Genomic DNA, 24,533 nt, shown 5'->3' with positions numbered 1-24,533 from the left:
AAGCCGCTGTAAATTTCGTGCAGACCGGTATGGCATGGTCGGCTCAGCCTTCGATGGTGCGGGTCGTCATGCTGTTCCAGGCCGAGCCTCGCTCCATCCGATCGCCTTTGAGACCGCCTTCGACCCATCAGCCGTCCCGCGGCCCGCAGCGCGTCCAGGATGTCCTGATATCCCGACGGCAGCACCGACACGCCGATCCCCGGCTCCCACTGCGGCACCGGTCCCGCCTACCGCGGCCTCGCTTCCCCTCGTGGAGCTGGCTCATCGGCAGCTGCGTCGTCGATGACCTCCCGCACCGCCATCCGGGCGACTCTACCTGCGAGAGCATCTCCTCGAACGCTTCCGGCTGTTCACTCAACTCCGGTACCTGAAACCGCGGTTCCGCAAACCGTTCCCGGATCGCCGTCTCACGCCGTTCCAGTTCCTCCAGCAGGGACACCATCACACGCCCCCTCACCCGAGAAGGTAAGCGATCAGCCCCCGCCGCCAGCCCGCTCACGCAAAACGTCAGCTCAGCCAGTCACTCGAAAGGAGCAGGATCCATCCCCGTCAAGCCCTCACTGGTGCCCCACGGTGTGCGCCCGTCCTCGCACCCGATGCGCCGTATTTTGGAAGACGGCCTGTAGGTGATCGTCACCGTGATGTCAGTGAACGCTCGGCTTTGGGCAGCATTTTTGACGGAGGCAGCGTTACCGCTTTCGCTTGGAAGTACTTTTCGCGCCGCGAGGTGGCCGCTTGGCGTTCGGATGGATAGCGCGTTGCAGGTCCGCTACGGGCCACAAGGACTGCACACTGGCCGTCAACGCGGCGTCGGGGGGCCCGATATGGCCGTCGTAGAGGACTCCTACGAGATCGCGGGTTGGTTCGTCGTAGAGGAAGACGACGCCTCGCGCCAGGCCGAGCTGGTGCTTCTTGGCCCGCAGGTAGCCACGGAGGCTCTTCTCGGCGTCGTCGGGGTCCTGTCCGGCGGGGCGGGTGGCCCACACGAATAGCCACCCCTCGGCTGGGTCGACGCTGGCCGTGACAGCCACCGTCATGCTGCGGCCGCGGCCGTGGGGGTCCGGGTGGCTGAGAAGCTGCTCACCGTGGCGCGCGAACTGGTGCTGGACGGCCTCTGCCATGGACAGCAATGTTGCACCGATACTGAGCCACCCGTTGACCTGGCGTGACTGCAGTTCGTCGATACAGGGGGCGAGTGGCGCCGGTACCATCGTCGGCTTGGGCACGGGCTCAGGCCCCACAACGTCACGTTGCTTGGCGTAGAACCACCTGTCGAGCGCGTCGGTCCGGCTGCTCAGGTAGACCGGCTGCTGTGCACGGTAGCGACGCAACTCCGCCGTGGTCGGCTCGGACAGGAACGGGAAGGCCGCCCGTACTTGCGCCGGGTCGGGTTCGACCCATAGCCCCGCCTCGAAGAAGTACAGAAACAGGTCCAGCTCGTCCGGGGCGCGGAACATGACGGTGACATCGGGGTTGCGGCGTCGGCGCACGTAGAGGAGGAACTCGGCCGGGCGCGCGACGAGCTCAGTGATCAACTCCAGGTCGTGCAGGGACACCGTCCAGGGAATGTTGTCAGGGCCGAGTAGGCCGGCCTTCACCATCTCCGCAGTCGCCGTCAGGACGGTCGAAAGATCATCGAGACTGACGGCGACGGTGTGGATCTCGCGGATATGGCTGAGGTCGACCCAGCCTTCATCCTTGATGCGCAGGCCACCGTCCCGCTGGATCGCCTCCCGCATGCGGCCGGACTGCTCGGCTGCTTTCGTGATGATGCCAGTCAGGTCGGTGCGGAGCCGCTTGATCTTTCCCCCACGAGAGAGGGCGCTCAACGCGACGGCCTTGTCCTCGACGATGATGGCAACATCGTCGAGGACGATGAGGTGGTCGCCCTCGACGCGCTTGGTGTACTTCGCCGGATCCGCGGTCGCGGCTTCCTGATCGTTCGCCGGCAGGTAGTACTCGAAAGCATCCCGGAATCGGGCCCCAGGAAGCACGCGGCCCAGCGCGGTGCGCGTGCGGGACTCCAGAAGGTCTCCGCGGTGCTTGGCGTACTGGGCCCATACAGGCTGAGACGTCTTCAGCTGCTCCTCGAGGTTCTCCCGGACGGCGGACACGTTCAGCGCATGGTGCGGCAGCATGAGGCGCCCGCTGTCGCTGACGACGAGCGGACGGGCACGCATCGGGTTCTTGCCGGTCGTGAACGCGCCGATGACGTCCGCAGCATCGGCCGTACCAAGGTCGAGGCGGAACCGCTCGACAACGGCTCTGACACGCTCCACAGCAATGCCCGTGTACGCGACGATGTCGTCGACGGCGACCGTGACATGCTCGGCACCGGGCTCGAACAGTGACACGAGACTGGACCTGGCACGCTCCTTCAGCCGGTCGTCCACCCGACCCTTGTGCGTCACGGCCATCGCGATTTGCATGGCTTCGCCCATGGCATTGAGGCGGTCGTTCAGGCTGGCGTGTTGCAGGTGGTGACATGCGTTGAGGACGGCCAGGGCGTCGGTCGCGTCGAGGCCGAGCTGGTCGTTGAGCACCGCGCGGACGCTCGGATTGCCGTCCAGGAGCGCCAGATTGGTTTTCTCGACCATCTCCGAGTAGGAGGTGTTGCGCATCCACACCTCAGCACCGCGAATAAGCAAGGACATGAGCGCAAGTTTGTCGGCCGGGTCAACGGCGGCGAGGGACCGCAACTGCGCGAGATGGAGGATCTTGTCGAGGTCGTCCTTCGCCTCCGAGACGAAGTGACTCATCTGCTGAAACTCGGCTGAGGGGGCAGCGGCCGTCGCCGTCTCATCTCGGGCGGCGAGAGCAACCAGCGCCAGAAGTTCCAGATAGGCGGCACCCGCCTCCGTCGTGACGGGCATCTGACCCGCGGGCGCCAACGGCAGGAATGCCAGGCGAGCCGCCTCGATGAGCCGGATCGCGTCGAACCGCCGCAGCTTCGTGACGAGCTCCTGGACCGCCTCCTCGAATGCTGCGTCCACCTTCGCCGCAGGATCATCGCCGGCGACCGTAGCCATCAGCTCCACCAAGACGGCAAAGGACTCCGCCATCACCTGCGCGTGCGGGTCGAACGCTGGCGTTGTCGAACCGGCACGGCGCTTCCTCTTGTTGCGCGCGTCGCGCCGCTTCGATCGAGAAGGCATGACCTCATCTCACCAGATGTCGGAAACGAGCGGGTAACGGTATGTGTTCGTTTCGATCATCCGATGCCACCACCCCGCGCAGCGCGCAGTCGGCCACCGCGTTCGGGTCGGCGGGCAGCAGGGTTCCGCCGCCCGCGTCGGCTGCCCGGTTCAATGCCCGCAGAGCGCTGCGCGCGGCCTCGCCGGCCCGGCGATGCCGCTCTTGTGCGTCGGTCACACGCCCCGTGGAGTGCTGCAACTGTTCGGTTGCGTCGTCCTCGCGCTGCTGGGCGGTGGCGGCCGGGGCGGGGGAGGGGAACGCGTCCTGTTCGGCGTCTGCCTGCGCTTGGGCGGCCTGCGCCTGCTCCCATCCGGCTATGCTGCCATCCGCGGTAGCGGCCGCTTCCCGCGACTTGCCCTCGGCGGCCTCGGCGGCTGTCAGGGTCCTCCGGGCTCTCCGTGGCCGCCGTCGGCCGCGTCACCCGCAACGGCCAATCATCCGGCTGGCATCGAGTGCTATCGCCTCACCCACAGCACGCAAGCTGATGGCCCGTTGTGAGCGAAGTATGCCGGCTCAAGGGGCCAGGAAGCTGCTGGGCGAGGGCATTGCGTCTTGGGGAAGGCGCTCGGCGTGCGCGCGCAGATGTCGTGCCTCTGCGAGCAGTAACGGGCCGAAGACGTTCTCGGGAGCTTGGGGTGTCAGCCGGTGGAAGGCGCGGGCGGCGGCCAGCAGCGGGCGTGCCCACACCGGGATCGCGGACAGACGGCATCTTCGGTGGCCGGGCTCGTGCGTCTTGATGGCGCAGATGTCACCGGTGATGTCGAGGTCTCGCGTCCATCGCAGGCTGCCCAGGCTGCCACCGGTGAACGCCGCCACGCTCAGCGCCCCTGCGATGAGCGGGTGAGCGAGGACTGCGAGTGCGGCAGTGACCTCCGGAGCGACCGCGTTCGCAGGGGTGGCCGGGGCCAGCTGGGCTGTTGCAGCGGCTCCGGCACACATGTGACCCGGTCGCGGCACCCTCGACACGGACTGCGCATACCCCGGTCGGACAGGAGACAGCCCCGGCATAGTGGGCGTCGGCCCGGTCGCGCCGGTCGGTGCCGAGGGGAAGCAGGGGCGCACGGGGGTGGGGCCTGGCTCGGTGACTACCGACGCGAACTGGCCCGGGTCGCGGACACACCGTACCCGGTCCAGCACCGCAGGAAGCTCCCGCGGGGCCTTGTGCCACAGCAGTGTCAACTGCGCTCCCGTCAACGAGCGCCAGGCGAGGAGCTGGTTGATCCGCCGGATGGTCAGCAGATGGGCGCGGGGGACGACAACGTGCCGTACCCCGGTCGCGACACCCCAGTCAGCCGCGGCGAGCCACGCCGCGTTCACCGAGTCCAACCGCACATCGGGGGAGTTTGGCCCGGGGGCCAGCCGCTTGCCCAGCGCATACAGCATGTCGTGCGCCAGCGCGGCCGGGCTGCCGCTGGCCGGCGTCGGCTGCACGGTGATGCGGCCTTCCCCAGGCCGGTGTGCCTGCAGCGCAGCCCGCGTGTAGAACAGGTCGTCCTGCTCGTCCACCACGATCATCACCTCGCCGTACGCCACTGCCACCACCCCGTCATGTCTCTGCTACGCGCCGGCGGCCCCCTGGACGCGGAAGCGCCAGGCGGTCAGTCACGCATGGTTGTTCGCGGCGGTCCGAGCTCTCCGGGCCGCCGCGGGCTACGGCCGTTGCTACATGCCGCCGAGCTTGCTGTAGACCCACCTGACAAGGTCGTCGTTGACCTCGGTCAGCCCTTTCTTCTCCATGCCGTTGAGCATGTGCTTGGTGATGGTGGCCCAGTTGCGGAAGTTGCCGTGCGCCGCGGCCCGGTCGATGCTGCGGATCATCTGCGGGTCGACCCCGGCCCACAGGGAGTGGAACGCCGGCAGCGTGGCGACGACCTCGTCCTCGGGCATGCGCTTGAATTTCTGCCAGATGAAGATCCGCGACGCCAGCATCGGCTCGCGCTTGAGGATTCTGTAGCAGTTGTCGCCGCCGGCGAAGATCACCGCGATGTCAGTGTTGCGGTCGTCCCACAGATGGCGCCAGTACTCGAACGAACTGCGGCCCATCCACTGGGCCTCGTCGCACACCAGAACTCGGAACGTCTGCGACAGTGTCTCCTTCAAGAGGGTGTCGAACTCGATCGGTCGGGTCGGCGGTTCCCCGGGCAGCCCCAGAGCGCGGAAGAGGCCGTGGCGGATGTCGCGGGGCGTCGGGCCCGAGCGCAGCTCCAGGCGGTAGGTGATGTCAGGGGCGACCTTGCGCAGCGCCGAGTTCACCGACATCGTCTTGCCGTAACCGGCGGCACCGTGGGTGACCATCATGGCCTTGGCCTCGATCGTCGCCTGGATGTTGTCCAGCGTCGTCATGAGCGTGTCGGTGGCCACCAGGTGCGCGTCCAGGTGGTGGAAGTGGTCGTCGCCCTCCGGGGGGAGCTTGCCGTAGTCCATGTCGTCGCTCACACGTTCTCCTCGGAGATGTTGGCTTCTGGCGGGGCCGCGCCTGGTGGGATCGGGCATGCCCACCCGTCCGGGACAGGCTGGTGCGGGATGTAGCCGGGATTGGCCCGCCGCAGATCCGTGGCAGCCGATTCGGAGAGCTCTGCCTCGGCTTCCGCCTCGGTCAGCGCTCCCAGGCGCTGGGGCGGGGATGGCGTGGTGACAGCTTTGAAGCGCTCGCGGCGCAGCCGCGCGGCAGCCTTCATATCCGCGCGAAGCCGCCGTGCCTTGGCCGTGCGGGCTTTGCGGACCTCGCGGATCTGCTCCTCGCTGGCCGCCTCGGCGAGGACCGCAGTGCCCAGGTACACGCCATCAAGATCGAAGACCTCGATGGTCGTGTCGTGGTGAGGCAGGTGGCGTACCGCGACACGGACACCGGCCTGGCCGACCATCCAGGGAGCGATGTAGTGGCGGTTGCGCCACCGCACTCCCTGCGTGGTGATGGTGCGGGCACGCCCATCGTCCTCAAGCCCGAAAGAGGCCAGCCGTCCGGTAGGGACGTCGTGCAGGGGAGTGGGGTCCGACCGCCAGGCCTCCATTGGGGTGCGGCCACCCAGGGCTTTGGGCTGGTGCTCGGTGTTCCACCAGTGCACCCACTTCATCAGCAGTTCCACGAACGCCTCGAAGGTGAGTGCGGGCTCGTCTGGATCCGCGGTGCGCCCGCCGGTGAGCCTCTGCCGGTGGACGTAGCGCGGCATGGAGACGAACAGCATCTTCTCGGCGGCGCCGTTGAGCGCCTCAATGGTGCCTTTCAGATGCGGGCTGTAGGCAGGGAGGTCGACAACGGGTACCGCGAAGGCACCCAAAGCCGAGGCCACGGCGGTGCACAAGAACTCTTTGCCACGGTCCACACGAACCAGACCAGGCAGCCCACCGGCCGGCCCGAAAGGCTCGGCGCGGTCCAAGGCCATCCGCAGAGCCGCCAGGACCGCATCTGCGCTGGGTGCGTGGGGTGTCACGGCCACGCCCATGATGACCTTGGTGGCGCAGTCGATAAACCACGTCACCCAGGGCTGTACCAGGTCATCCTCGACCCACACCCGCACGGGTACACACTTGTGGTCGCCTTCCCAGGCGGCGTTGCGGTGCTCTGCCGGGCGCTTCCCGAACACGTCGAATGCCCGCCGGGCGGCCTCCCCATGGGCGAGACCGGCCCGGTCCCCAGGAGTCAGGTCCCGCCGCAGCGCCCGGTGGATAGTCGCCAGCGACGGGACCGCAGACGGCTGGGGGCCGGTCAGGGCCCGCTGTCGCAGCTCGCGGTGCACGGCGGAGGCATTGCCTCCCCACAGCACCAGCAGGCGGCGGATCTCCGGTGTGACGCTGAACCGCGCCCGGGACGCCGCGCCGACGTGCCCGGTGGCGCGCGCCTCGGCGATCCACCGCCACACCGCTCGTTCCGACCGGCCCAGAGCCTGGGCGACCAGCCGTACGTGCGCGCTGGTCAGCTCGCCGTGCTGGTCCAGCGTCATCAATCGTGGCACTGCGGCCAACCGTCCCGAGTGGGCAGTGAAGGCCGGTTTGCCGGTGCCGTTTGTGTCGGCAGAGGGATCGCTCATACGACCTGCTCCTTACCTGTGGACGAATTTTGGAAGTAGTCAGAAGCACCGTGCGTCCCACAAGCTTCGGTGTCCCCGAGAGCGGGTGGCACGGGCGATCCCCCGCCTAGCGCCGGGCCTTGGGGCACTGTCGTACGAGGGGAGCCCGCGAGGCGGAGCCTGAAGTCGCTCCCCGGCTCGGTCCCCTTCGCGCCGGCCTGCGCCGGATGCGCGCACCAGGGACCGCACTCGGTGCAGGTAGCTCCACAACGGCCCGGCTATTCGGTAGCGCCTCAGACGGAAGAGGGCGGGTCTTTCCGGACCGGGCCTAGCGCCAGGTTTCGGCCCGGCCGGGCGCAGGATTCTCCGCTCAGGCGTGTTCCACCAGTTGCCGGACCCCGTCGCGGATGAAGGTGACTTGCTGCTCCTCGGTGAGCCAGGTGCTGGTGGATCCCTGGGCGGTCTTGGTGACCTGCAGGACCTCGTCGACCGCCTCGGCTACCGGATACAGGTGGCTGATGACGGCGACGAGTTGATCCCGGGCGACGCTGCTGCACAGGACGGACAGGGTGTCGTCCAGGCGCTCGGAGTCCAGCGATGCGAAGCCCTCGTCCAGGAACAGGCTCTCCAACCGCTTGTGCCCGCGACTGTGAACCTCGACGAGCGCGAGGGCCAGGGCCAGGGAAGCCTGGAAGGTTTCCCCGCCGGAGAGGGTTTCCGGGCCGCGTGCGAGGTTCGTGGGTAGATCCAAGATCTGGAAGTTCTCGGTGAACGCGTAGTTCCCGCCCGAGAGTTCTTTCAGGATGCTGCTGCCGTGGACGAGTAGTGCGTGGGTGCGCCGATTGGTGAGATAGGTCAGGAACTTGCGGTCCGTGAGATGGTCGCTGACCGTCTTCCAGACGGTGATCTGCTTCTCGGCCGCCTCCGCGGCATGGCTCAGCGCGTTGGCATAGGGGATTTGGGACCGGGCGGTGCGCAGGTCTGCCGCGGCCTTGTCGTGGGCGGCCTCCGCGTCGCTGGTCTTGCGGCTGAGCGGATCGAGGACGGCGGGCGCGAGCAGATCGCCGTCCGCCCGCAGCGGGAAGCCGGGGTCCGGGTCGGTGTCGGTGGCGTCGGCGTCGGCCTGGCGCAGGAGCTCCTCTTTGAACGCCTGGGATACCTCGGCGGCCTGCCGTCTGGCCTGCTTCAGGTCCTCGGACAGCTGGCGGCTCAGCGACGTCAACGCGCAGGCGTAGGCGTCGGTGGCGGCCAGGTCGGCTCCGTCCGGCGCAGGGGGCAGCTCGGTGGGGAGATCCTTGCCGAGGATGTCGGAAGCGTCGGCGGCCGCGTCCGCCCACCGCTCCAGCTGATGGGCGAGCTTGCGGGCAGGCGTGTGAACCGTGCGCTGGCGGCGTTCCTCCAGGGCCCGGTGCTCCTCGCTGTTGTCCACCAGGGCCTCGCGGGCCTGCTCGTGGGCGCCGGAGATCTCCTGGAGCTGGGCAAGGCGCTGCGTGACCTTCTCCTGCGCGCGGGTGATATCCGAGGTGCCCGGGAGTTCCTGGGGCGAGGGCTGGGCGGGGCGCACGGAGGTCGGGAGTCCGGCGATCTGCTGCACCAGGGTCTGCAGGTCGCTCTCGCGTTGCGCCACGGCCTTGTCCAGGCGTTTGCGGTCACGCTGCAGGCGGCTGCGGCGGCGCTTGAGATCGGCGCGGGCCGCATCGATTTCGGCCCGTACTGCTGCTGCCTTCTCCTTCGCCCGGGTGAAGACTGCGATGGCCTCGCCTTCCACCACCATGCGCAGCGGCTTTACCAGCTCCCGGACGATGCGGGTGAGCTGGGCACGGCTGACGGGAGCCTGCTCGCTGACGGTATGTGCGCGTACGAGGGTCTCCTGGCCCATCGCCTCCAAGGCGGCGGACGCGGCCGTAGGCGATGAGGACCGCAGCGCCTCGATGAGTTCGTGGACCTGCCGCAAGGATACTTCCATGCGCTCGCCGGCGGCCCGGCGCTCGCGCCGGTGCTCCGTGAGCGCCTTCTCCGCGGCACTCAACGCAGATACGGCCTCCGCCAGGGCGGTCACCCCCTTGTTGAAGGCGGTACCACGCATGCCGACCGTGCGCTTGGCCCGCTCCAGAGCCTTGGCATCCAATGGGGGTGGGGGAGTGAAGTCCTGCGGGAGCGGCTGGCTGCACACCGGGCAGGCCTCGCCGGAAGCGAGGTGGGCCCCGGCGGTGTGGGCGGCATCGTCGTGCTGCAGCGTCTCGAACTGGTTGGCCGCCGCCTCGTGGGCGCCGCGCAGTCGGTCGAGCCTCTTGTCCAAGGCGGCCCTGCGCGAGCGCAGGTCCTGCACTGCCTCCAGCAATACAGGTTCCGCGTGCCGGTGCGCGGCCACGGCGGAGGCATCCTGCAGCGCTTGGCGCACAGCGTCCTGGATGCGCTCGCTGCTCCCGCGTACCTCGGCGGTGGCCTGCTCGGCTCTGGCAGCCGCCTCTTCGAGGGCTGCTTGCTGCTGTTCGCGCTCATGCAGCTCCTGACGGGCTTGCGCATCCTCCTGGTCCTGCTCGAGGTGCGCGCGCTGCTCCTGTACCAGCCGTTCGGCCCGGATGTTCAGATCACTGAGCCGGGCGGGCAGGAGCGACAGCACCGCCGAGGCACCGGACAGGGACATAACCGTGTCGCCGGCCTCAGCGGCCTCATCCAGCGCCGCCTGCGCTGCCTCCAGCCTGGTCGTCAGACCCCGGGCACTCTCCTGCAGAAGCGCGGCCTCGGCGTCGAGCTCCTTCTGCTTGGCGGCAGTCGTGGCGATCGTCAGAGCCGCGTCGCCCACGGCGCGCTGACGCAGTGATCGTGCCGCCTTGTCCAAGTCCTTCGTACGGTGCTGGCCTGCCGCCCGGGTCTGGGCCTCGCGCAGGAGCTGAAGCCGTTCACGTCGCTGACGGGCCATGCGACGGGTGCGCTCCACCTCCCGCTCGCACTGGGCGGCGCTGGCGCGGGGATCGTCCAGCAGACGTGCCCGGGCCCGGGTAGCCTGAACGAGGATGGCGTTGATGCGCTCAATCCGCGTCAGCGCATACTTGCGTACCCGATCCAGTTCATCGATGCCGAAGACGCTGCGCAGAATGCCGGCGCGCTCGGTCTTGGTGGCCTTCAGCAGAGCATCGCACTCTCCTTGGCGCAGCAGCACCGTGCGGACGAAGCCGTCGAAGCCCAGTCCGACGATTCCGGTGATCGCCTTCGTCACCTCGCCCATATTGTCGACCCGCTTGTCCGCACCCCCACCGGGCAGCGGCTCCAGCACGGCCTTGGGGTGCTTGCGGTTCGAGGTCAGGGCACGGGAGACACGCCACCGCTGCCCGCCCGCTGAGAACTCCAACTCCACACTCATGCAGCCGCAGCCGTGGCTGATCAACTCGTAGCCGTCCGACGCCCACGAAGACCTCCCGTACAGGGCGAACAGGATTGCCTCCAGCACGGTGGTCTTACCGGCACCGGTGTGCCCGAGGATCCCGATCAGGCGCTTGTCGGCGAAGTCGATCGTGTGGGTGCCGCGATAGCTGCGCACGTCGGTGAACGTCAGACGTTCGGGCCTCATGACGCCTCCGTCCAGGTCTTGGCCACCGCGGCGCGGAGCAGTTCCTCCGCGGGGGCCGGTGCCGGGTCCTCCTCGTCGAGTTCGCCAAGCAGACGGACGAAGGTGGTGACGGTGTCCTGCGCGCCGCTGCCGGGTAGCCCTTGTTCGGCCAGGTAGGCACGGAAGGCGTCCGGAAGGTCCGGCTCGTCGCCGGGCTCGGTGTCCAGCACCGTGTCGGGGGAGGCTTCCCAGGCCAGGGCTGCGCTGATCAGGATCGCGTCGGGCACGATCTCGGCGACCTTGCGTCCGAGCTGCGCGTCGGCCTCCTCGCCGGTGATCACCGCTTTGAGGAATGCCCCCGCATACTCGCCGGCCATGGACCGCAGCTCATCGAGAGTGCCGGTGAAGGTGGCCAGCGGCCGCCCGCTGGACAGCGGGCGCGGCATGACCCGGACCGGACGCCCGGGGTCGGCGTCGACAATCACGACGCTCTTGGCCTCGCCGGCTTCGCCGAAGTCGAGTTGGAGCGGGCTGCCGGCGTAGCGGGCGGCATCGGCTGGCACACCGGCCACGGGCTGAGGGGCGTGGATGTGCCCGAGAGCGGCGTAGGCGACCGCCGGGAGATCTTCCGCAGGAATCGCGTAGTGCACCTCGAGGTCCGCCTTGCGCTCGCTGCTGGAGGGCCGGGCGCCAGCGATGAGCACGTGGGCCGCGAACACCAGTACATCCCGATCGGGATCGTGCCCCTCGTGCAGGCCGGCCACCAGCTGCGCCTGCAGTCCGCGCATCACCGCGGCGTAGTCGGCGTATGTCGTGCCGAACACCGAGGAGCGCTCCCAGAACCGGTTGGGATGCACGAACGGCATGACGGCCAGCCGGATGCGCTGCTCACCACCGCAGGCGTCGAAGGTGAGAACGCCGCCTTCGTGCGGCGGACGGAGCCGGTCGACGAAGAACAGCCCCCGGCCTCGCGAGGGCCCGCTGAGATAGCTGAGCACCTTGAAGTAGCCGGGAGAGTCGTGGTTGCCGGCCAGGACCACGGTGGGGGCCACCGTCGCAAGCTGGTCCAGCGCACGCATAGCGCGCATCAACTCCTGCCAAGAAGGGCGGGAGGAGTCGAACAGATCGCCGCTGTGCACGATCAGGTCCGGCCTGCTCTCCCGGGCGATCGCCACGATCTCGGCCAGCACGGCGTCGAAGTCCTCGTCCCGGGAATGCCGGTACAACGTCCGGCCCAGATGCCAGTCGGAGGTATGCAGCAGCCTGCTCATACGGCGCGCCTTTCTCGGTGCAAAGCATGGGAGAGGATGGGCAGTTGACTGCCCTTGAGGCCGGGACTGTACATCAACAAACATGCGTAAAGTTGTGCGAACATGTGTAACCCTGAGGTGCTGCTACCATGCGCCCATGCATGAGCACCTGGACGCTCTCGAAGCGCGCATGCAACAGCTGCAACAGGACATGCGGCAGGCGCACATGCAGCACGACAACGCTCAAGTCCGCGTGCTCAGCGAGGAACTCAAGCGCACCCAGAACGCCTACAACGCCCTGTTCGGCTCCGATGACGCGCCCGTGCCGCCCCCACCGCAGCCGCAGCTGCAGTCCACGGCCGGGCCGGGTGGGGTGGGGCTGCCCGCCCGGGAGCAGGTCCACCAGGTGCTGATGCTCCTCACTGTTCCCGCCGCGCCCAAGCTGGTCAGCCTGGTTCACGAGGCCTTCTTCTCCGGCCCGTTGAACACCGCGCGACTGGCCGCCGTGCGCCGGGATGAGGAACGCTCCTTCCGCTCCTCGCCCTATGCACGCGCCTACTACATCTGCTCGGCCCTGACATCCGACCTGCTCGCCCCGGCCCGTGCTCTCCTCGCCCTCAGCACCTGGCCGTTGGAGCAACGCGTGGTGGGCCCGCTCACCCACCGTGTCCACTTCCTCACCTCGGCTCTGCGACTTGCGGAAGCCGTCCAGACCCGCGCCGACGACGCCTTGCAGCAGGGGCCCATCCGCCGACTCCTGCTGCACTACAACCGCAACATTCCCGGTTGCCCCATCCAGGGGCCGCTCGACCTGGACGCGCTGCGCCGCGCCGCCGCAGCCGAACTGGCAATCCACGTCGACGACGACGCCGACACCCGCACCGAGGCCGCCCGCCGCGCACAGCAGCTCACCGACGTGGAGCAGCTCTTCGGTCACACCCTGCGCAACGTCACCCGCCTGCGTCGCACGTCCTGACCGCGCGCCGCGACCGCACCACCGCACCTTGATCCAAGGAAGAACCGTGAACTCGCTCGCCGCGCGACTGGACGCCCTGAGAGGATCCAGCCCCCCTGTCCCGCACACCGCCAAAACCCTGGCCGCGCTGACCGCCAACCCCGAATGTGATCGGCGCGCCCTGCTCGATGCGGCCGGCGTCGACAAGGATGCCCTCGCCGCGCACCTGAACCTGCCGCGGCCGCTGCGCACATCCGCGATCGCCCTTGACCATGGCGCCGCCTTCGAACGCCGGGTCACCGCCCAGGATGGCGCCGAACTGGTGCGATTGCTCCGCGAGACCCTCGACCTCACGCTGCCTGAGGTGTCCTACGAGGACGTGAACGCCGTGGGCGGCCGTGAGCCGTCATCGCTGTCACTGCGCCACACCCACACCTGCAATCTCGTCCTCGGCGCGGCCCGTGACAAAACCCGCGCCCGCACTCTGCTCAACCACCCCGTGCTGCGCCTGACCGTCGCCGGCCACCCCGCCTACCTGGAACCCGACATCGTCGCCTTCCAGCACCACGAGACCTTCCACATCGTGGAGATCAAATCCTTCCCGGTCATCGACGGCCAAGCCGACCCCGCCAAAGCCGCCGCGGCGCTGACCCAGGCCGCGGCCTACGTCCTGGCCCTGCGCGAGCTCCTGACCGAGGGCGGCCTCCCACCCGAGCGCGTCTCCAACCGTGTGGTCCTGGTCAACCCCCGCGACTTCTCCCACCGCCCCATCGCGACCCTCGCCGACGCGGCCCAGAAGATCAAATCGCTCAGCCGGCATCTCGGCCGGCTCCGCCGCCTGCCTGACCTGCTCGACCAGCTGCCCCCCAGCACCACCTTCGACCTGGCCCCGGACTGCGAGGCGAACCCGACGCGGCCGCGCGAGGAACTCGCCGCAGCGCTGTCCGCCCCCCGTGCGCACTACAGCCCCGGCTGCCTGCACCACTGCGAGCTGGCCCACTTCTGCCGCAACGCAGCACGCCACCAAGGCCGGACCGAAGTCCTGGGCACCACGGTCCGCGACGACGTCGCAGGCATCGACAACATCGCCCTGGCACTGGCCCTTACCGACGGCCACCAGCACCCCTCACGGGACCGGTCCGACATCACCCAGGCGCTCCGCCACTCACAACGTGTCCATGCCGACTTCCTGGCAGGCATGACATGAGCCTGCTCACCACCCTGCTGCGGATGCGCGCCGCTGCCACCGGCAACGCCCTGCCCACCAGCCGGCTTCGCCATCTGCATCTGAGCGACCGGCCTCTGATGCTGCTGCCCCTGAAGCAATCGGGCACCGCGGACAGACCCCTGGCCGTCATGCTCGGCACCGACCCCGCCCGCCCCGAACTCCTCCTCGCGCCGCCGATGGGCAGTACCACCCCCATGCTCACCGCCCTCGCCTCAAGCGTCACTGCCTACATCGAAGAACACCAGCGGCGCAGCGAACACCTGCCCGCTACATCTACCAAGCCAGCACGGCAGCGCTTTCTCGACGCCCCGCAACTCCTGGTGCCCAACCCCTATGCCGTGGCCTACTTGAATACTCTCGGACGCGACCTGCGACTGCGTCCGGTTGACGGCGGCTCCGTCGAATCCTGCTCGGTGCGGCGCCTGGGCCAGTGGCTGACCTTCTTCGCCGGCCGCGCCGAACTCCCCGGCACATCCGCCCTCATCCCCCTGACCGGTTTTCTCGCCATGCACTGGGTTACCGGCCAAAGCCCCCTGGAAGACGAGGACATGGCCACCCTGCTGGCGTGGATCGATCCACCCCGCCACACCGTCAGCGGCCACCAGGCCGCCCTCGCAGCGGAAGACCCCGCCACCCACCGCTCGGCCGGCCCGGCCACCGATCCGGCTTTCGACACCGACTACCTGGCTCCTCTTTTCCGCGCCTACCGTGCCGGTCCGCGCGAGCAGGCCCGCTGCCTGAACGACCTCCGCGTCCTCCTGGCTCACTACATGCAACCGACCTGGGAACGTATGTGGCAGGCCTACACGCTCCTGCAGGCTCTGCCCGAGGCCGACGGCACCCGGCGCCGATGGAAACGGGAACGCACCGAGTTCACCGACATAACCGCCTACTTTGTCCAAGACGGGCGCCCCCAGCCTGCCCGCGACAATGCCGTCGCCGCCGCCATCGGCCTGACTCGCAGAGAGCACGCCGCCGCGGCCTTCGACGCCGAACGCGCCCTCGACGACCCCTTCACCCGCGCAGAACTGCGCACCACCGGCGAAGCCTTCGGCGGCACCGTCACCAGCGTCGACGCCGATCACCTCGCGTACGGAAGCAGTAAACGAGCCCAATGGCGCCCCCGCTTCACCGTCTCGACCACTGACCCACTGCGCCTGGAACCCGGCCGGATCCTGGCCTGCCACACCCACCGCGACGCCCGCTACACGATCCGGGCGATCACTCCCCGCGACAGCGACACCCTCGTCGACCTCGAGGTCACCAAGGGCATGGGCACCCCGGCCCGCCCCCGCCACACCGTCCTCCCCGACACCGGTGCCTTCCTGGTGTGCACCCTCGCCCCCGACCACTACCACCGGATGCCGCAATTCCCGCTGCCCGACCAGATTCCATGGACCCACGCAGGCCCTCCGCACCCACTCCCAGAGCGACAGCGAGTAAAAGCGGCACCCCACTCGCCCCCGCCATCGCCGCACCACCGGGAAGACCACGCGCAACGCGCCATCGTGGAGCAGTTGCACACGCTCACCCACCCCGGACTGGTGGTCGACGCACCGCCCGGTGCCGGTAAAACCACCCTGGTCATCCACGCCGCACAGACCCTCGCGCACTGCGGCGCCCCCTGCATCGTCATCACCCAGACCAACACCCAGGCCGATGACCTCGTACGACGCCTGGCCCGCCGCCACCTGCCGACCGCCCGGCTCATCGCAGCGGAACGCACCGTCCCTCCCGACGTGCTGGCGCGGCCTGGCGTACACGTCGGCCACCGCATCGAGGACCTGAAGACGGCCCACGTCATCGTGGGTACCGCCATGAAATGGGCCACCGTCCGCGATCGCCGGTGGCCATGGGCCATCATCGACGAGGCCTACCAGATGCGCTCCGACGCACTGTTGCGCACCGGCCACCTCTTCGACCAAGCCCTCTTCGTGGGCGACCCCGGACAGCTCGACCCGTTCTCCACGATCAGGACCCACCGCTGGGCCGGCCTGCCCCACGACCCCATGAACAGTGCGGTCACTGTCCTCCTCGCCCAAAACCGCGATCTGCCCGTACATACCTTGACCACGTCCTGGCGCCTGCCGCCCACCGCTGTCCCCCTGATCCGCGACGCCTTCTACCCCTTCACCCCCTTCGAAGCCGCGAGCCACCAGACGGAGCGGACCCTCACCTTCACAGCGATGGGCAGGCGCACCCCCGTCGACAAGGCCCTCGAGACTGCCGCCCGGACCGGATGGGCCCTGCTGGAACTGCCCGCCCGCACCACCCACCGCATCGACACCGAAGCCTTCCACACCGCCCTGGAGACAGCCGCCGGGCTGCTTCACCGGCAGACCACGGCATCCTGCGACAACCACCCTCAAGGACGCATCCTGGAACCCCGCGACCTGGCCATCGGCGTCGCCCACCGCAGCCAGGCCCACCACATCAACGCGCTCCTGGCACGCCACTACCCGCGACTGCACGGCGTCACCGTCGACACCGCCAACCGGCTCCAAGGCCGCGAATTCAGCGTCTCCATCGTGCTGCACCCGCTCTCCGGCCGCTGGGACGCCTCCGCCTTCCACTTGGAAGCCGGCCGCCTGTGCGTCCTCGCATCGCGCCACCGTCACGCCTGCATCGCCATCACCCGCGCCGGTATCGCCCCACTCCTGGACGCCCACCCCTCCAACGACCCCATCCACCTCGGAGTCACCTCGAAGACGCCCGACGGCTGGGAAGCCCATCACGCGGTCCTCGCCCACCTCGCCCAGCACGCCATCCGGGCCTAGAAACAAAGAGCCCCCTGCTCGCCCTGCGCGCCAGGGTTATCCACCTCGGGCGCGCTCCCGAGACTGCGGTGAGAAGCCCCAGATCACGTCGGTTCCTCCTCCCGCAGGCCTGCGGCCCCCTTCGGGGCGCCAGGCCTGAACTCCAGGACGCCCGTGCGCAGGCTGAACAGGGTCAGTCTGCGCACGGGTATGCCGCGTATCTCACGGGCGATCTCTTCGCGGGCCAGCTGCTGGGCCTTCTCGGCGTGCAGGAACGCCTCTCGGTCTCCGCATGGTCGGCGCGGTCGCGGAGGCAGAGCGGCAGCTGGCGGCGGGAGCGTACGAACATGCCCCAACCTCGCCTGCCTCACCAGCAATTTGATTTGCGCCTCCAGACTGGCTGGCCGCTTCGAGGTCATAGTTCATTCTTGACCTATGGCGGTTGGGGTGATGTGCTTGTTGATGTGAGGACTGCCGTAACCCGCATGACCCGCCCGACGGTTGACGTGCTGCGCTTGCTGTTGTCGGTGCCGGCGGATGATCCGCTGTGGGGAGCGAGGATCAGTGAGCTGGCTGATCTGGGGAAGAGCACGGTTTCGCAGATTCTGGCCCGGCTTACTGTGCTGGGCTGGGTCACGCTTCGCGAGGAGGAGGGGCCGCATCCGGGCCGCCCGGCGCGGGTGTTCCACACGATGTCGCCAGAGGGGCGTCGCCAGGCCGAGGCGGCGCTGGCCGCGCGGGATGCACGCGGCCAGGGCCGGGCCGGCAGTCCGGTCACGACCGAGGCGTCAATGCCCCCTTCACAGCAGTCGGCTGGGCCCATGCGGGACAGGGCCGGCAATCCTGGGGCGATGATTGAGCAGGCCGCACAGCCCGCGCCCGGTACGCAGCACACCACTCCGGAGTCCGCCACGCTTCCAGCGCAGCCCGCGCCCAAGATGGCGGGTCACTGGCCGATCCGCTTCCCGTCCCCCGACACACTGCGCCGCCCCGCGATGGCCCCTTTGCCAGAAGCCCCCACTGAAGACCAGCTGACGGCACATGCTGGAGCCGATACACCTGTCCGGGAAGCCCACGACGTCCCCGAGCACCTGACTGCGCTCACAGAAGCGCTCACCACACTGAACGACGTCAACCGAAGCCTCACCAGGGACGTCTTCGCCCAGGCCGCTGCCGAATCGGCCCACGCACTGCAGTACGAAAAGCTCGTGCGGTCCATCATCATGCAGAGCAGCGACCTCCGGCGCAGAACACAGCGCGCTCCCCACGCACGGCCAGACAGCAAAGACGACGGCTGAACTTGTCGCGTTTCCTGGGCGTAGTCCATTCCTGATCTACGGCTGAACTCGTGTTTCGCACTGACATCTGATGAAGAGTCGAACTGACATGAGCGACGAGTTCCCATGTCATCTCCGCGACGACCACCACGGTTCGAGGGCTGTTTCAGCCCTGCGCGAGGTCGTCGGCCCAGAGCAGCCCTTCCAACGGGTCCGACCACTGGTAGTCGGCGCGCTCACGATCGCCGGGCACGGTGTGACCGGGGCTGGTGGTGGTGAGCCCGCCTCTGCGCCGCGGCAGTGAGGAAGGCCGGGAGCGCGGCGGCATGGGCTGACTGGTGCAGAGGGGCTCCTGTACCTCGGCGGCGTGTTCGGTGACGGTGGCACAAGCGTGGCAGACATCGGCCAGGCGCCACATCCGGCCTGCGTGCTCACGTGTGAGGAGCAGGCGGACCTGCCCGTCACAGCCGCGGTGCCGGGGATGCCACCGGCAGCCGTGTTCCCCGCACTGGCAGATGCGCCAGTGCTGCGCGAGCGCCTCGACGCGGGCGTGCTGCGCGAGGTGGGCCACCACCGCCTTGCGCAGCGCGGCGCCGGACGTGGTCTGGCCGCAGTCCGGGCAGACCACGACCGCTCCGCCCGGTCCGGGGCGGACCTCGACGGTCCAGATGCGCTGTGCCGGGGGTGTGGTCGTGCCGGACCTCATCGGTCGTCGTCCTCCGCGGGATCTGTGATGGCCGGCCGCGTGCCGGGTGCGGCGGGGTGGGGGAGTGGGCTGGCGGCGGGACACGGTAGTGCAGACCTCTGCCCTGCCCAGAAGGGCGTGTCGCGTAAATAGGGCAGAGGTCTGCACTGTCAGGGCAGGGGTCTGCACCGTGCGATGGGTGGGTGACGATCTTCCCGCCCGACCCCAATCTCGGCGCGCTCCGCCTGGAGCTGTCACGGCTGCGGGCGGAGCGCGGATGGAGCTATGACGAACTCGCTGCCCGCAGTGGCCTGTCTCGCCGTACGCTGATCGAACTCGAGCAGGGCCGCACCACCGGAAGCCTGGCTACCTGGCATGCTCTCGCCCACGCCTTCGGGGTTCCCATCGACCGGCTCCTGGGGGCCCTCTGTGAGGGCCACACCCCGCCGCTGCCACCCACCCGCTGACACCCGGTAGTACCCCTTTCCGGCAGCCGCGGTGGCCGTGAAACCTCACCCGAATCAGCACCCGTAATCAAACGGCTCATCGAGTATGGGAACTCCAGTGCGGCAAATGAGGCCGGGCGGTGGACACCCACGGCGATGACGCGTCCCTGACGGCCTGTCGCCTGCCAGCTTCCGCCCATGCGCACCACACCAGCCCCCGCGGCCGCCCGCGCCTGGGACGGCAGCTACAAGGACTACCGCACCCCCCGTACCCTGCGCGTCGCCCCCGACAGCGCGACCCGCCTCCTGCGTACAGCACAGGCCAGCCGCTGTACAACGTGCGGCAACCGCATCGAGTGGTACTGCCGGCCGGGCAACCGCACCGTCCCCCTGCACCCCCGTGAACTCCCCGCCGCAGCCGTGCCCGCCGGCCAGCACTGGCATGTCAGCAACGGCCTCGCCCACCCCGCCGGCGACGGCTCCCCCTGGTGCCGTGTACGCCACCACGCCATCTGCCCCGCCACCGTCTCCGAAGCCCCTCCCGGTCTCCTGGGACGACTCCACCGGGCCCTGGCCATCAACACCCGCCGCCTGACCGACACCGCAACCCTCCCCAACACCACCAACCCCGCGCCCCCGCCACCCCCGGAGCCCTCCGAGCCGAGCCGGCCGGTCGTGCTGTTCCTCTACACCCGCTACCTCGCCCCCGCACCCCTGCCACAGATCCTCTGCGTAGCCCAGACCCGCGCCCGGCACCGCTGCCCCCACCCCGTCCTCGACACCCTTCCCGGAGTCTGGACACTCCAGCCCCTCTACCCCCACGCCGCGGACGCCCAGGCAGCCCTGACCGACGACCTGAACATGGCCGTCTACGACCTGACCCGGCTGCCGTACTCCGAGCAGCTGCGCTGGCGCGCCCAACGCTGCACCACCCATGCCGCCACACCAGCAGCAGCCGACATCGCCCTAGCCGGCTGGGAACCCTTCAACCCCCACACCCACAGCACCCACATCCACCACGACCTGCCACCCGCCACCCACGTAAAGGAAGGCAGGCCGTAGCAGTGAACACGAACGCAGCATCACGCCTGCTGATCTGCGGCAGCCGCCAATGGCCCTGGCCCGACACAGTCACCGCACTCCTCGACCGCGCCGCCACCCGATACGGCGACGACCTTGTCATCATCGAAGGCGCCCCCACCGGAGCCACCCGCGCCGCACACCACTGGTGCCTGGACCACGACCTGCCCCACTGGCGCCACCGCTGCCACCCCCTCACCCACACCAGCACCGCACCCCGAGCCCGCCGTCACTGGAGGGAAGCCGAACACCACCAGCGCATCCTCCGCGACGAAGGCCCCCGCCTCGCCCTCGTCTTCCACCACCACCTCACCCCCGGCAGCGGCAGCACCGCAAACCTCTGCCACCAGGCCATGAACGCCGGCATCCCCATCTGGCTGATCCCCACCGCTGATCCCGACCAGGGCCGCTGGCTCGCACCCCCACAGCACCACCAGGACAACGACCCACACGCCATCACCAGCGATCCGCAGCCTCTCCCCGAACCATCCGTTCCGCGAACCTTGCCTTGCCCTACTGAGCACAGCCACCTTCCCGAGCTGCTCAGCCGAGACCCGGAACCTGTCCCACCGGCCACCTCGGAGGCCGCCACCTCCGCCTCTTCCCACGACCCCGCACCACCCGCCACGGAAGAGCCCCGATGACCACCACCCGCCAGCCCGCACCACACACCGAACACATCGAGGGCGTCGTCGACCACCTCGTCCTGGTCACCTACGACCACCACACCGTGCTGCGCCTGACCACTACCGGCCCCGCATCCAGCGAGCAGACCGTCACCGCAGTTGGCAAGGCACTCTTCGGTGCCCAGCCCGGGGAGAGCCTGCGCCTGACCGGCACCTGGACCAAACACCCCCGCTACGACGCACAGTTCAAGACCCACGCGTGTGAGCGGACCTGGCCCGCCACCGTCCGCGCCATCCGCCGCTACCTCGCCTCCGGAATGATCCACGGCATCGGCAACATCCTGGCCACCGCAATCACCGACGCCTTCGGTGAACAGACCCTGCACATCATCGACACCGACCCCCAGCGCCTGCTCGGCATCCACGGCATCGGCCCCACCCGCCTGGAACGCATCACCGAAGCCTGGAGAACCCAGAAGTCCATCGCCGACATCATGGTCTTCCTCCAGGGCCTGAACCTCTCCGCCCACCTCGCCGTGAAGATCTACCAGGCCTACGCCGGCACCGACCAGGACCCGATGCAAGCCGTACGCGACGCCCCCTACCAACTGTGCCGGGACATCCACGGCATCGGCTTCGAAACCGCCGACCGCATCGCCCTCGCCACCGGAATCCCCAAACACAGCGACCAACGCCTGCAGGCCGGCCTCCTGCACACCCTCACCCAAGCCCGCACCCGAGGCGACTGCCACCTGCCCGAGCGCGTCCTGCTCGCCCGCACCCGCCACCTGCTGACCGACCACGACCCCGCCACCGCCGACATCCTCGACGACACCGTCCTGCGCCAGGCCCTCGATACGCTCCGCTCCCGCAGCGAGACGATCGTGGAGGAACTGCCCGTTCCCGCCACCGAGGACGGCGAGGCCCTCCACTCCGTCACCGCGGTCAGCCTCACCGCGATGCACCGGGCCGAAGCAGGCCTCGCCCAGGACATCCTCCGCCTGCACCACGCCTCATCCCGCCTGGCCGGCCACACAGACTGGACCGCCGCGCTCACACGCGATACGGCCGGCACGCTCACCTCATGCCAGAGACAGGCTGTCCTGACCGCTCTCACACACACGCTGTCGGTACTGACCGGCGGACCGGGCTGCGGCAAGACCCACACCCTGCGCACCCTCGTCGACCTGGCCACCGCAGCCGGAGCCACGGTCGCACTGGCCGCACCCACCGGCAAAGCCGCCCACCGTCTGGAGGAAACCACCGGCCAGACCGCCATGACTGTGCACCGCCTGATCCGCCCCCACACCGGTGACTCGCTCTTCGACCACGACAGCCCGCTCGCCACCGCGGACCTGATCGTCATCGACGAAGCATCCATGCTCGACGTCCAGCTCGCTGACCTGCTCACCGCAGCCATCCCCAGCGGATGCCACCTGCTCCTCGTCGGCGACACCGACCAACTGCCCAGCGTCGGCCCCGGCCGCGTCCTGCGCGACCTCCTGTCCGTCCCCGAGATCCCCCGCACCCGCCTCACCGAAGTCTTCCGCCAGGACGACGGCAGCAGCGCGATCGTCGACAACGCCCACCGCATCCTGCGCGGCCTCATGCCCCAGCCCGCCCCCGGAGTCTTCGGCTGCCGCCCCCTCTATGCCTCTGACGAGATTACCGATCACGTCGTGGAGCTCGTCGCCTCACACATCCCACACCATTTCGCCACCACATCCGAAGACGTCCAGGTCCTGTGCCCCTCGCGCCGCCACGCCGCCGGCACTCTCGACCTCAACATCCGCCTGCAGCAGCGCCTCAACCCGCCAGCCTTGGGAAAGCCCGAACACCGTCACGAAGGGCACGTCTTCCGTTTGGGTGACCGGGTCCTGCAGATCCGTAACCGGCCCGACCGCGGTGCTAACGGGGTCTTCAACGGCGTCACTGGCACCATCACCGACCTCGACCCCGACAACCACCACCTCACCGTCACCCTCCACGATGGCGAACCCGTCCTCTACCCCTTCACCGACCTCGACGACCTCCTCCACGCCTACGCCCTGACCGTCCACCGCTCCCAAGGCAGCGAATACCCCTACGTCGTCATCCCTCTGACCACCTCGGCCACCCAGCTCCTCCAGCGCAACCTGCTCTACACCGCCGTCACCCGGGCCCGCCGCGGCGTCATACTCATCGGCCAACCCGACGCCCTCCATCGGGCCCTGGCCAATACCCACACCAGCCGACGGCACACAGCCCTCGACCACCGCATCACCAGTCAAGCCGTCACGGTGCCTCACCGCCGCGACGCCGGGTCGTCAGGCCAGCTCGCGTGGGGGTAGGACGGTTGGGCAGTGTGGCTTTAGGCCAGGCTGTCAGCGCTTGGCAGGTGGCTTGGAGGAGTATCTGGCCCCGCGGGTCGGTGAGGCCCTTGTGGGACATCTGGTTCATGACGTAAGCGAAGGTCATCCGGGTGTCGAGGTCGTTGACGACGAGCGATCCGCCCCTTCCACCCCAGTAGCCTGTACGGAGGTTCGTCGTGCTGACCGGCGCGTCATCGGCGGTGAGGGCATAGCCGATACCGAAGCGCAGAGGGATGCCGAGCACGAGATCGATGCCGTGGGACTGTTCGCCGAACACCGCTCGGCAGGTGGTTTCGGATAGAAGGGGCGCAGAGGTCGCCTGGCTTGCGGAGACGAGTACGGATTGGATTGCGGCAACGGAGCGTGCGTTACCGTAGCCTGCTGCGGCGGGGATTTCGGCGCGGCGCCACTGGGTGCTCCAGGTGTCCTCGGCGGTGACGTAGGCGCCGACCGGGATGGTCACCCGTGGATTGGGCGCGGGGGCGGGGTCAGGTGCGGGGATGCAGTCGGAGACGCGGTGGTCATCTTCGGCTGCGAGGCCGATGTGGAAATCGGCGCCCAGGGGGCCAGCTATCTGGTCGGCGAAGAACGCGCCGATCGACTGCCGGCAGACGCGACGCACGACTTCGCCGATCAAAAAGCCATAGGTGAAGCGGTGGTAACCGGACTTCGTGCCGGGTTCCCAGCGCGGCGTTTGGCGCGCCAGGAGACTGGTGGCCTTCTCCCAGTCGCAGAGGTCGTCGAGTGACATCGGCTGGTCCCAGTCGGGGAGACCAGCGGTGTGGCTGAGAAGATGCCGGATCTCGACGCGCTCCTTTCCTCCGATGCCGAACTCGGGCCAGTACTTTGCGACCGGAGCGGACAGGTCGAGTTCGCCACGATCGGCCAGGACGAGGGCACACAACGCGGTCATCGTCTTCGTCGTGGACCACACGTTGGTAATGGTGTCACGCTGCCACAGCCGGGTACGAGCCTGATCGGTGTACCCTCCCCACAGGTCGACGACGGGTTCGCCGTCGAGATAGACCGCCACCGAGGCGCCGACGTCCGCTCCGTTGCGCAGGGAGTCGGCGAAGGCCTCCCGCACTGTGCTGAACTGGGTGCTGCAGCTGCCGTGAATCTCCATG

The 24,533-nt window shown here is 68.8% G+C and carries 16 protein-coding genes and 1 pseudogene; 8 read left to right on the top strand and 9 right to left on the bottom strand.

All coding sequences use genetic code 11. The features are described from left to right. Nucleotides 1–689: 689 nt before the first annotated feature. The 6 genes from IF61_RS0126230 to IF61_RS0126205 form a co-directional block, all read right to left on the bottom strand. A complete protein-coding gene (locus IF61_RS0126230; RefSeq protein WP_245684622.1) occupies nucleotides 690–3,155 on the bottom strand; it encodes a preprotein translocase subunit SecA in 2,466 nt (821 codons plus the stop codon). 553 nt (nucleotides 3,156–3,708) lie between these two features. Beyond that, on the bottom strand, nucleotides 3,709–4,728 hold the full coding sequence (locus IF61_RS33575) for a hypothetical protein (RefSeq protein ID WP_030368999.1): 1,020 nt from the start codon (nucleotides 4,726–4,728) through the stop codon (nucleotides 3,709–3,711). A 129-nt stretch (nucleotides 4,729–4,857) separates the two neighbouring features. Continuing rightward, nucleotides 4,858–5,631, bottom strand: coding sequence for an AAA family ATPase (locus IF61_RS0126220; RefSeq protein ID WP_030368998.1), 774 nt, complete (start codon nucleotides 5,629–5,631; stop codon nucleotides 4,858–4,860). Further along, a complete protein-coding gene (locus tag IF61_RS32720; RefSeq protein ID WP_052393053.1) occupies nucleotides 5,628–7,136 on the bottom strand; it encodes a Mu transposase C-terminal domain-containing protein in 1,509 nt (502 codons plus the stop codon). The genes IF61_RS0126220 and IF61_RS32720 overlap by 4 nt, the downstream gene beginning before the upstream one ends. A 436-nt stretch (nucleotides 7,137–7,572) precedes the next feature. Then, nucleotides 7,573–10,773: an AAA family ATPase gene (locus IF61_RS32715; protein ID WP_043190786.1), complete on the bottom strand. Its 3,201-nt coding sequence runs from the start codon at nucleotides 10,771–10,773 to the stop codon at nucleotides 7,573–7,575. Beyond that, nucleotides 10,770–12,023: a metallophosphoesterase family protein gene (locus IF61_RS0126205; RefSeq protein ID WP_052393052.1), complete on the bottom strand. Its 1,254-nt coding sequence runs from the start codon at nucleotides 12,021–12,023 to the stop codon at nucleotides 10,770–10,772. Before IF61_RS0126205 ends, IF61_RS32715 begins: the two co-directional genes overlap by 4 nt. 136 nt (nucleotides 12,024–12,159) lie before the next feature. Between IF61_RS0126205 and IF61_RS0126200 the strand changes: the two genes are divergently transcribed. Genes IF61_RS0126200 through IF61_RS37205 form a run of 3 tightly spaced genes read left to right on the top strand, consistent with a single transcriptional unit; the run spans nucleotide 12,160 to nucleotide 16,962 of the window. Next, nucleotides 12,160–12,978 (top strand): hypothetical protein, encoded by an 819-nt coding sequence (locus IF61_RS0126200; protein WP_030368995.1) that lies wholly within the window; start codon nucleotides 12,160–12,162, stop codon nucleotides 12,976–12,978. Between the two features lie 46 nt (nucleotides 12,979–13,024). Next, the gene (locus IF61_RS0126195; RefSeq protein ID WP_030368994.1) at nucleotides 13,025–14,164 is read left to right on the top strand and encodes a hypothetical protein; all 1,140 of its coding nucleotides are present in this window, start codon (nucleotides 13,025–13,027) and stop codon (nucleotides 14,162–14,164) included. Continuing rightward, entirely contained in the window at nucleotides 14,161–16,962 is a 2,802-nt protein-coding gene (locus IF61_RS37205; protein ID WP_245684621.1) for an AAA family ATPase, read from the top strand. The genes IF61_RS0126195 and IF61_RS37205 overlap by 4 nt, the downstream gene beginning before the upstream one ends. Before the next feature lie 119 nt (nucleotides 16,963–17,081). Here IF61_RS37205 and IF61_RS37200 read toward each other — a convergent pair. After that, nucleotides 17,082–17,299: pseudogene (locus IF61_RS37200) on the bottom strand (sensor histidine kinase); the annotation flags it as partial. A gap of 70 nt (nucleotides 17,300–17,369) precedes the next feature. Here IF61_RS37200 and IF61_RS36635 point away from each other — a divergent pair. Further along, complete coding sequence (locus IF61_RS36635; protein ID WP_211264940.1) at nucleotides 17,370–18,239, top strand: MarR family transcriptional regulator; 870 nt, start codon at nucleotides 17,370–17,372, stop codon at nucleotides 18,237–18,239. Nucleotides 18,240–18,384: 145 nt separating this feature from the next. On the opposite strand, the gene IF61_RS0126175 is transcribed toward IF61_RS36635, so the two are convergent. Continuing rightward, nucleotides 18,385–18,924 (bottom strand): hypothetical protein, encoded by a 540-nt coding sequence (locus IF61_RS0126175; protein ID WP_052393051.1) that lies wholly within the window; start codon nucleotides 18,922–18,924, stop codon nucleotides 18,385–18,387. A gap of 182 nt (nucleotides 18,925–19,106) precedes the next feature. On the opposite strand from IF61_RS0126175, the gene IF61_RS0126170 reads away from it, so the two are divergent. The 4 genes from IF61_RS0126170 (at nucleotide 19,107) to recD2 (ending at nucleotide 23,385) form a co-directional block, all read left to right on the top strand. After that, nucleotides 19,107–19,370 (top strand): helix-turn-helix transcriptional regulator, encoded by a 264-nt coding sequence (locus tag IF61_RS0126170; protein WP_030368990.1) that lies wholly within the window; start codon nucleotides 19,107–19,109, stop codon nucleotides 19,368–19,370. Between the two features lie 177 nt (nucleotides 19,371–19,547). Further along, nucleotides 19,548–20,411: a DUF6083 domain-containing protein gene (locus tag IF61_RS0126165; protein ID WP_030368989.1), complete on the top strand. Its 864-nt coding sequence runs from the start codon at nucleotides 19,548–19,550 to the stop codon at nucleotides 20,409–20,411. A gap of 2 nt (nucleotides 20,412–20,413) precedes the next feature. Further along, a complete protein-coding gene (locus IF61_RS37505) occupies nucleotides 20,414–21,073 on the top strand; it encodes an SLOG family protein (protein WP_157848676.1) in 660 nt (219 codons plus the stop codon). Next, nucleotides 21,070–23,385, top strand: a complete 2,316-nt coding sequence (gene recD2 / locus IF61_RS0126155; RefSeq protein ID WP_052393050.1) for an SF1B family DNA helicase RecD2 — start codon at nucleotides 21,070–21,072, stop codon at nucleotides 23,383–23,385. The genes IF61_RS37505 and recD2 overlap by 4 nt, the downstream gene beginning before the upstream one ends. On the opposite strand, the gene IF61_RS0126150 is transcribed toward recD2, so the two are convergent. After that, complete coding sequence (locus IF61_RS0126150) at nucleotides 23,330–24,532, bottom strand: serine hydrolase domain-containing protein (RefSeq protein WP_078660500.1); 1,203 nt, start codon at nucleotides 24,530–24,532, stop codon at nucleotides 23,330–23,332. The genes recD2 and IF61_RS0126150 overlap by 56 nt on opposite strands. Nucleotide 24,533 lies beyond the last annotated feature (1 nt).

The sequence above is a fragment of the Streptomyces roseoverticillatus genome, assembly GCF_000719265.1.
Lineage (GTDB): Bacteria > Actinomycetota > Actinomycetes > Streptomycetales > Streptomycetaceae > Streptomyces > Streptomyces roseoverticillatus.
This window is presented reverse-complemented; position numbering and strand designations above follow the sequence as displayed.

Excerpts from the sequence above, each read along its gene's own strand:
- IF61_RS37205 (WP_245684621.1), top strand. The coding sequence starts at position 14,161 with ATGAGCCTGCTCACCACCCTGCTGCGGATGCGCGCCGCTGCCACCGGC.
- IF61_RS0126150 (WP_078660500.1), bottom strand. The coding sequence starts at position 24,532 with ATGGAGATTCACGGCAGCTGCAGCACCCAGTTCAGCACAGTGCGGGAG.
- IF61_RS0126230 (WP_245684622.1), bottom strand. The coding sequence starts at position 3,155 with ATGCCTTCTCGATCGAAGCGGCGCGACGCGCGCAACAAGAGGAAGCGC.
- IF61_RS0126175 (WP_052393051.1), bottom strand. The coding sequence starts at position 18,924 with ATGAGGTCCGGCACGACCACACCCCCGGCACAGCGCATCTGGACCGTC.
- IF61_RS0126205 (WP_052393052.1), bottom strand. The coding sequence starts at position 12,023 with ATGAGCAGGCTGCTGCATACCTCCGACTGGCATCTGGGCCGGACGTTG.
- recD2 (WP_052393050.1), top strand. The coding sequence starts at position 21,070 with ATGACCACCACCCGCCAGCCCGCACCACACACCGAACACATCGAGGGC.
- IF61_RS0126165 (WP_030368989.1), top strand. The coding sequence starts at position 19,548 with ATGCGCACCACACCAGCCCCCGCGGCCGCCCGCGCCTGGGACGGCAGC.
- IF61_RS32720 (WP_052393053.1), bottom strand. The coding sequence starts at position 7,136 with ATGACGCTGGACCAGCACGGCGAGCTGACCAGCGCGCACGTACGGCTG.
- IF61_RS0126200 (WP_030368995.1), top strand. The coding sequence starts at position 12,160 with ATGCATGAGCACCTGGACGCTCTCGAAGCGCGCATGCAACAGCTGCAA.
- IF61_RS32715 (WP_043190786.1), bottom strand. The coding sequence starts at position 10,773 with ATGAGGCCCGAACGTCTGACGTTCACCGACGTGCGCAGCTATCGCGGC.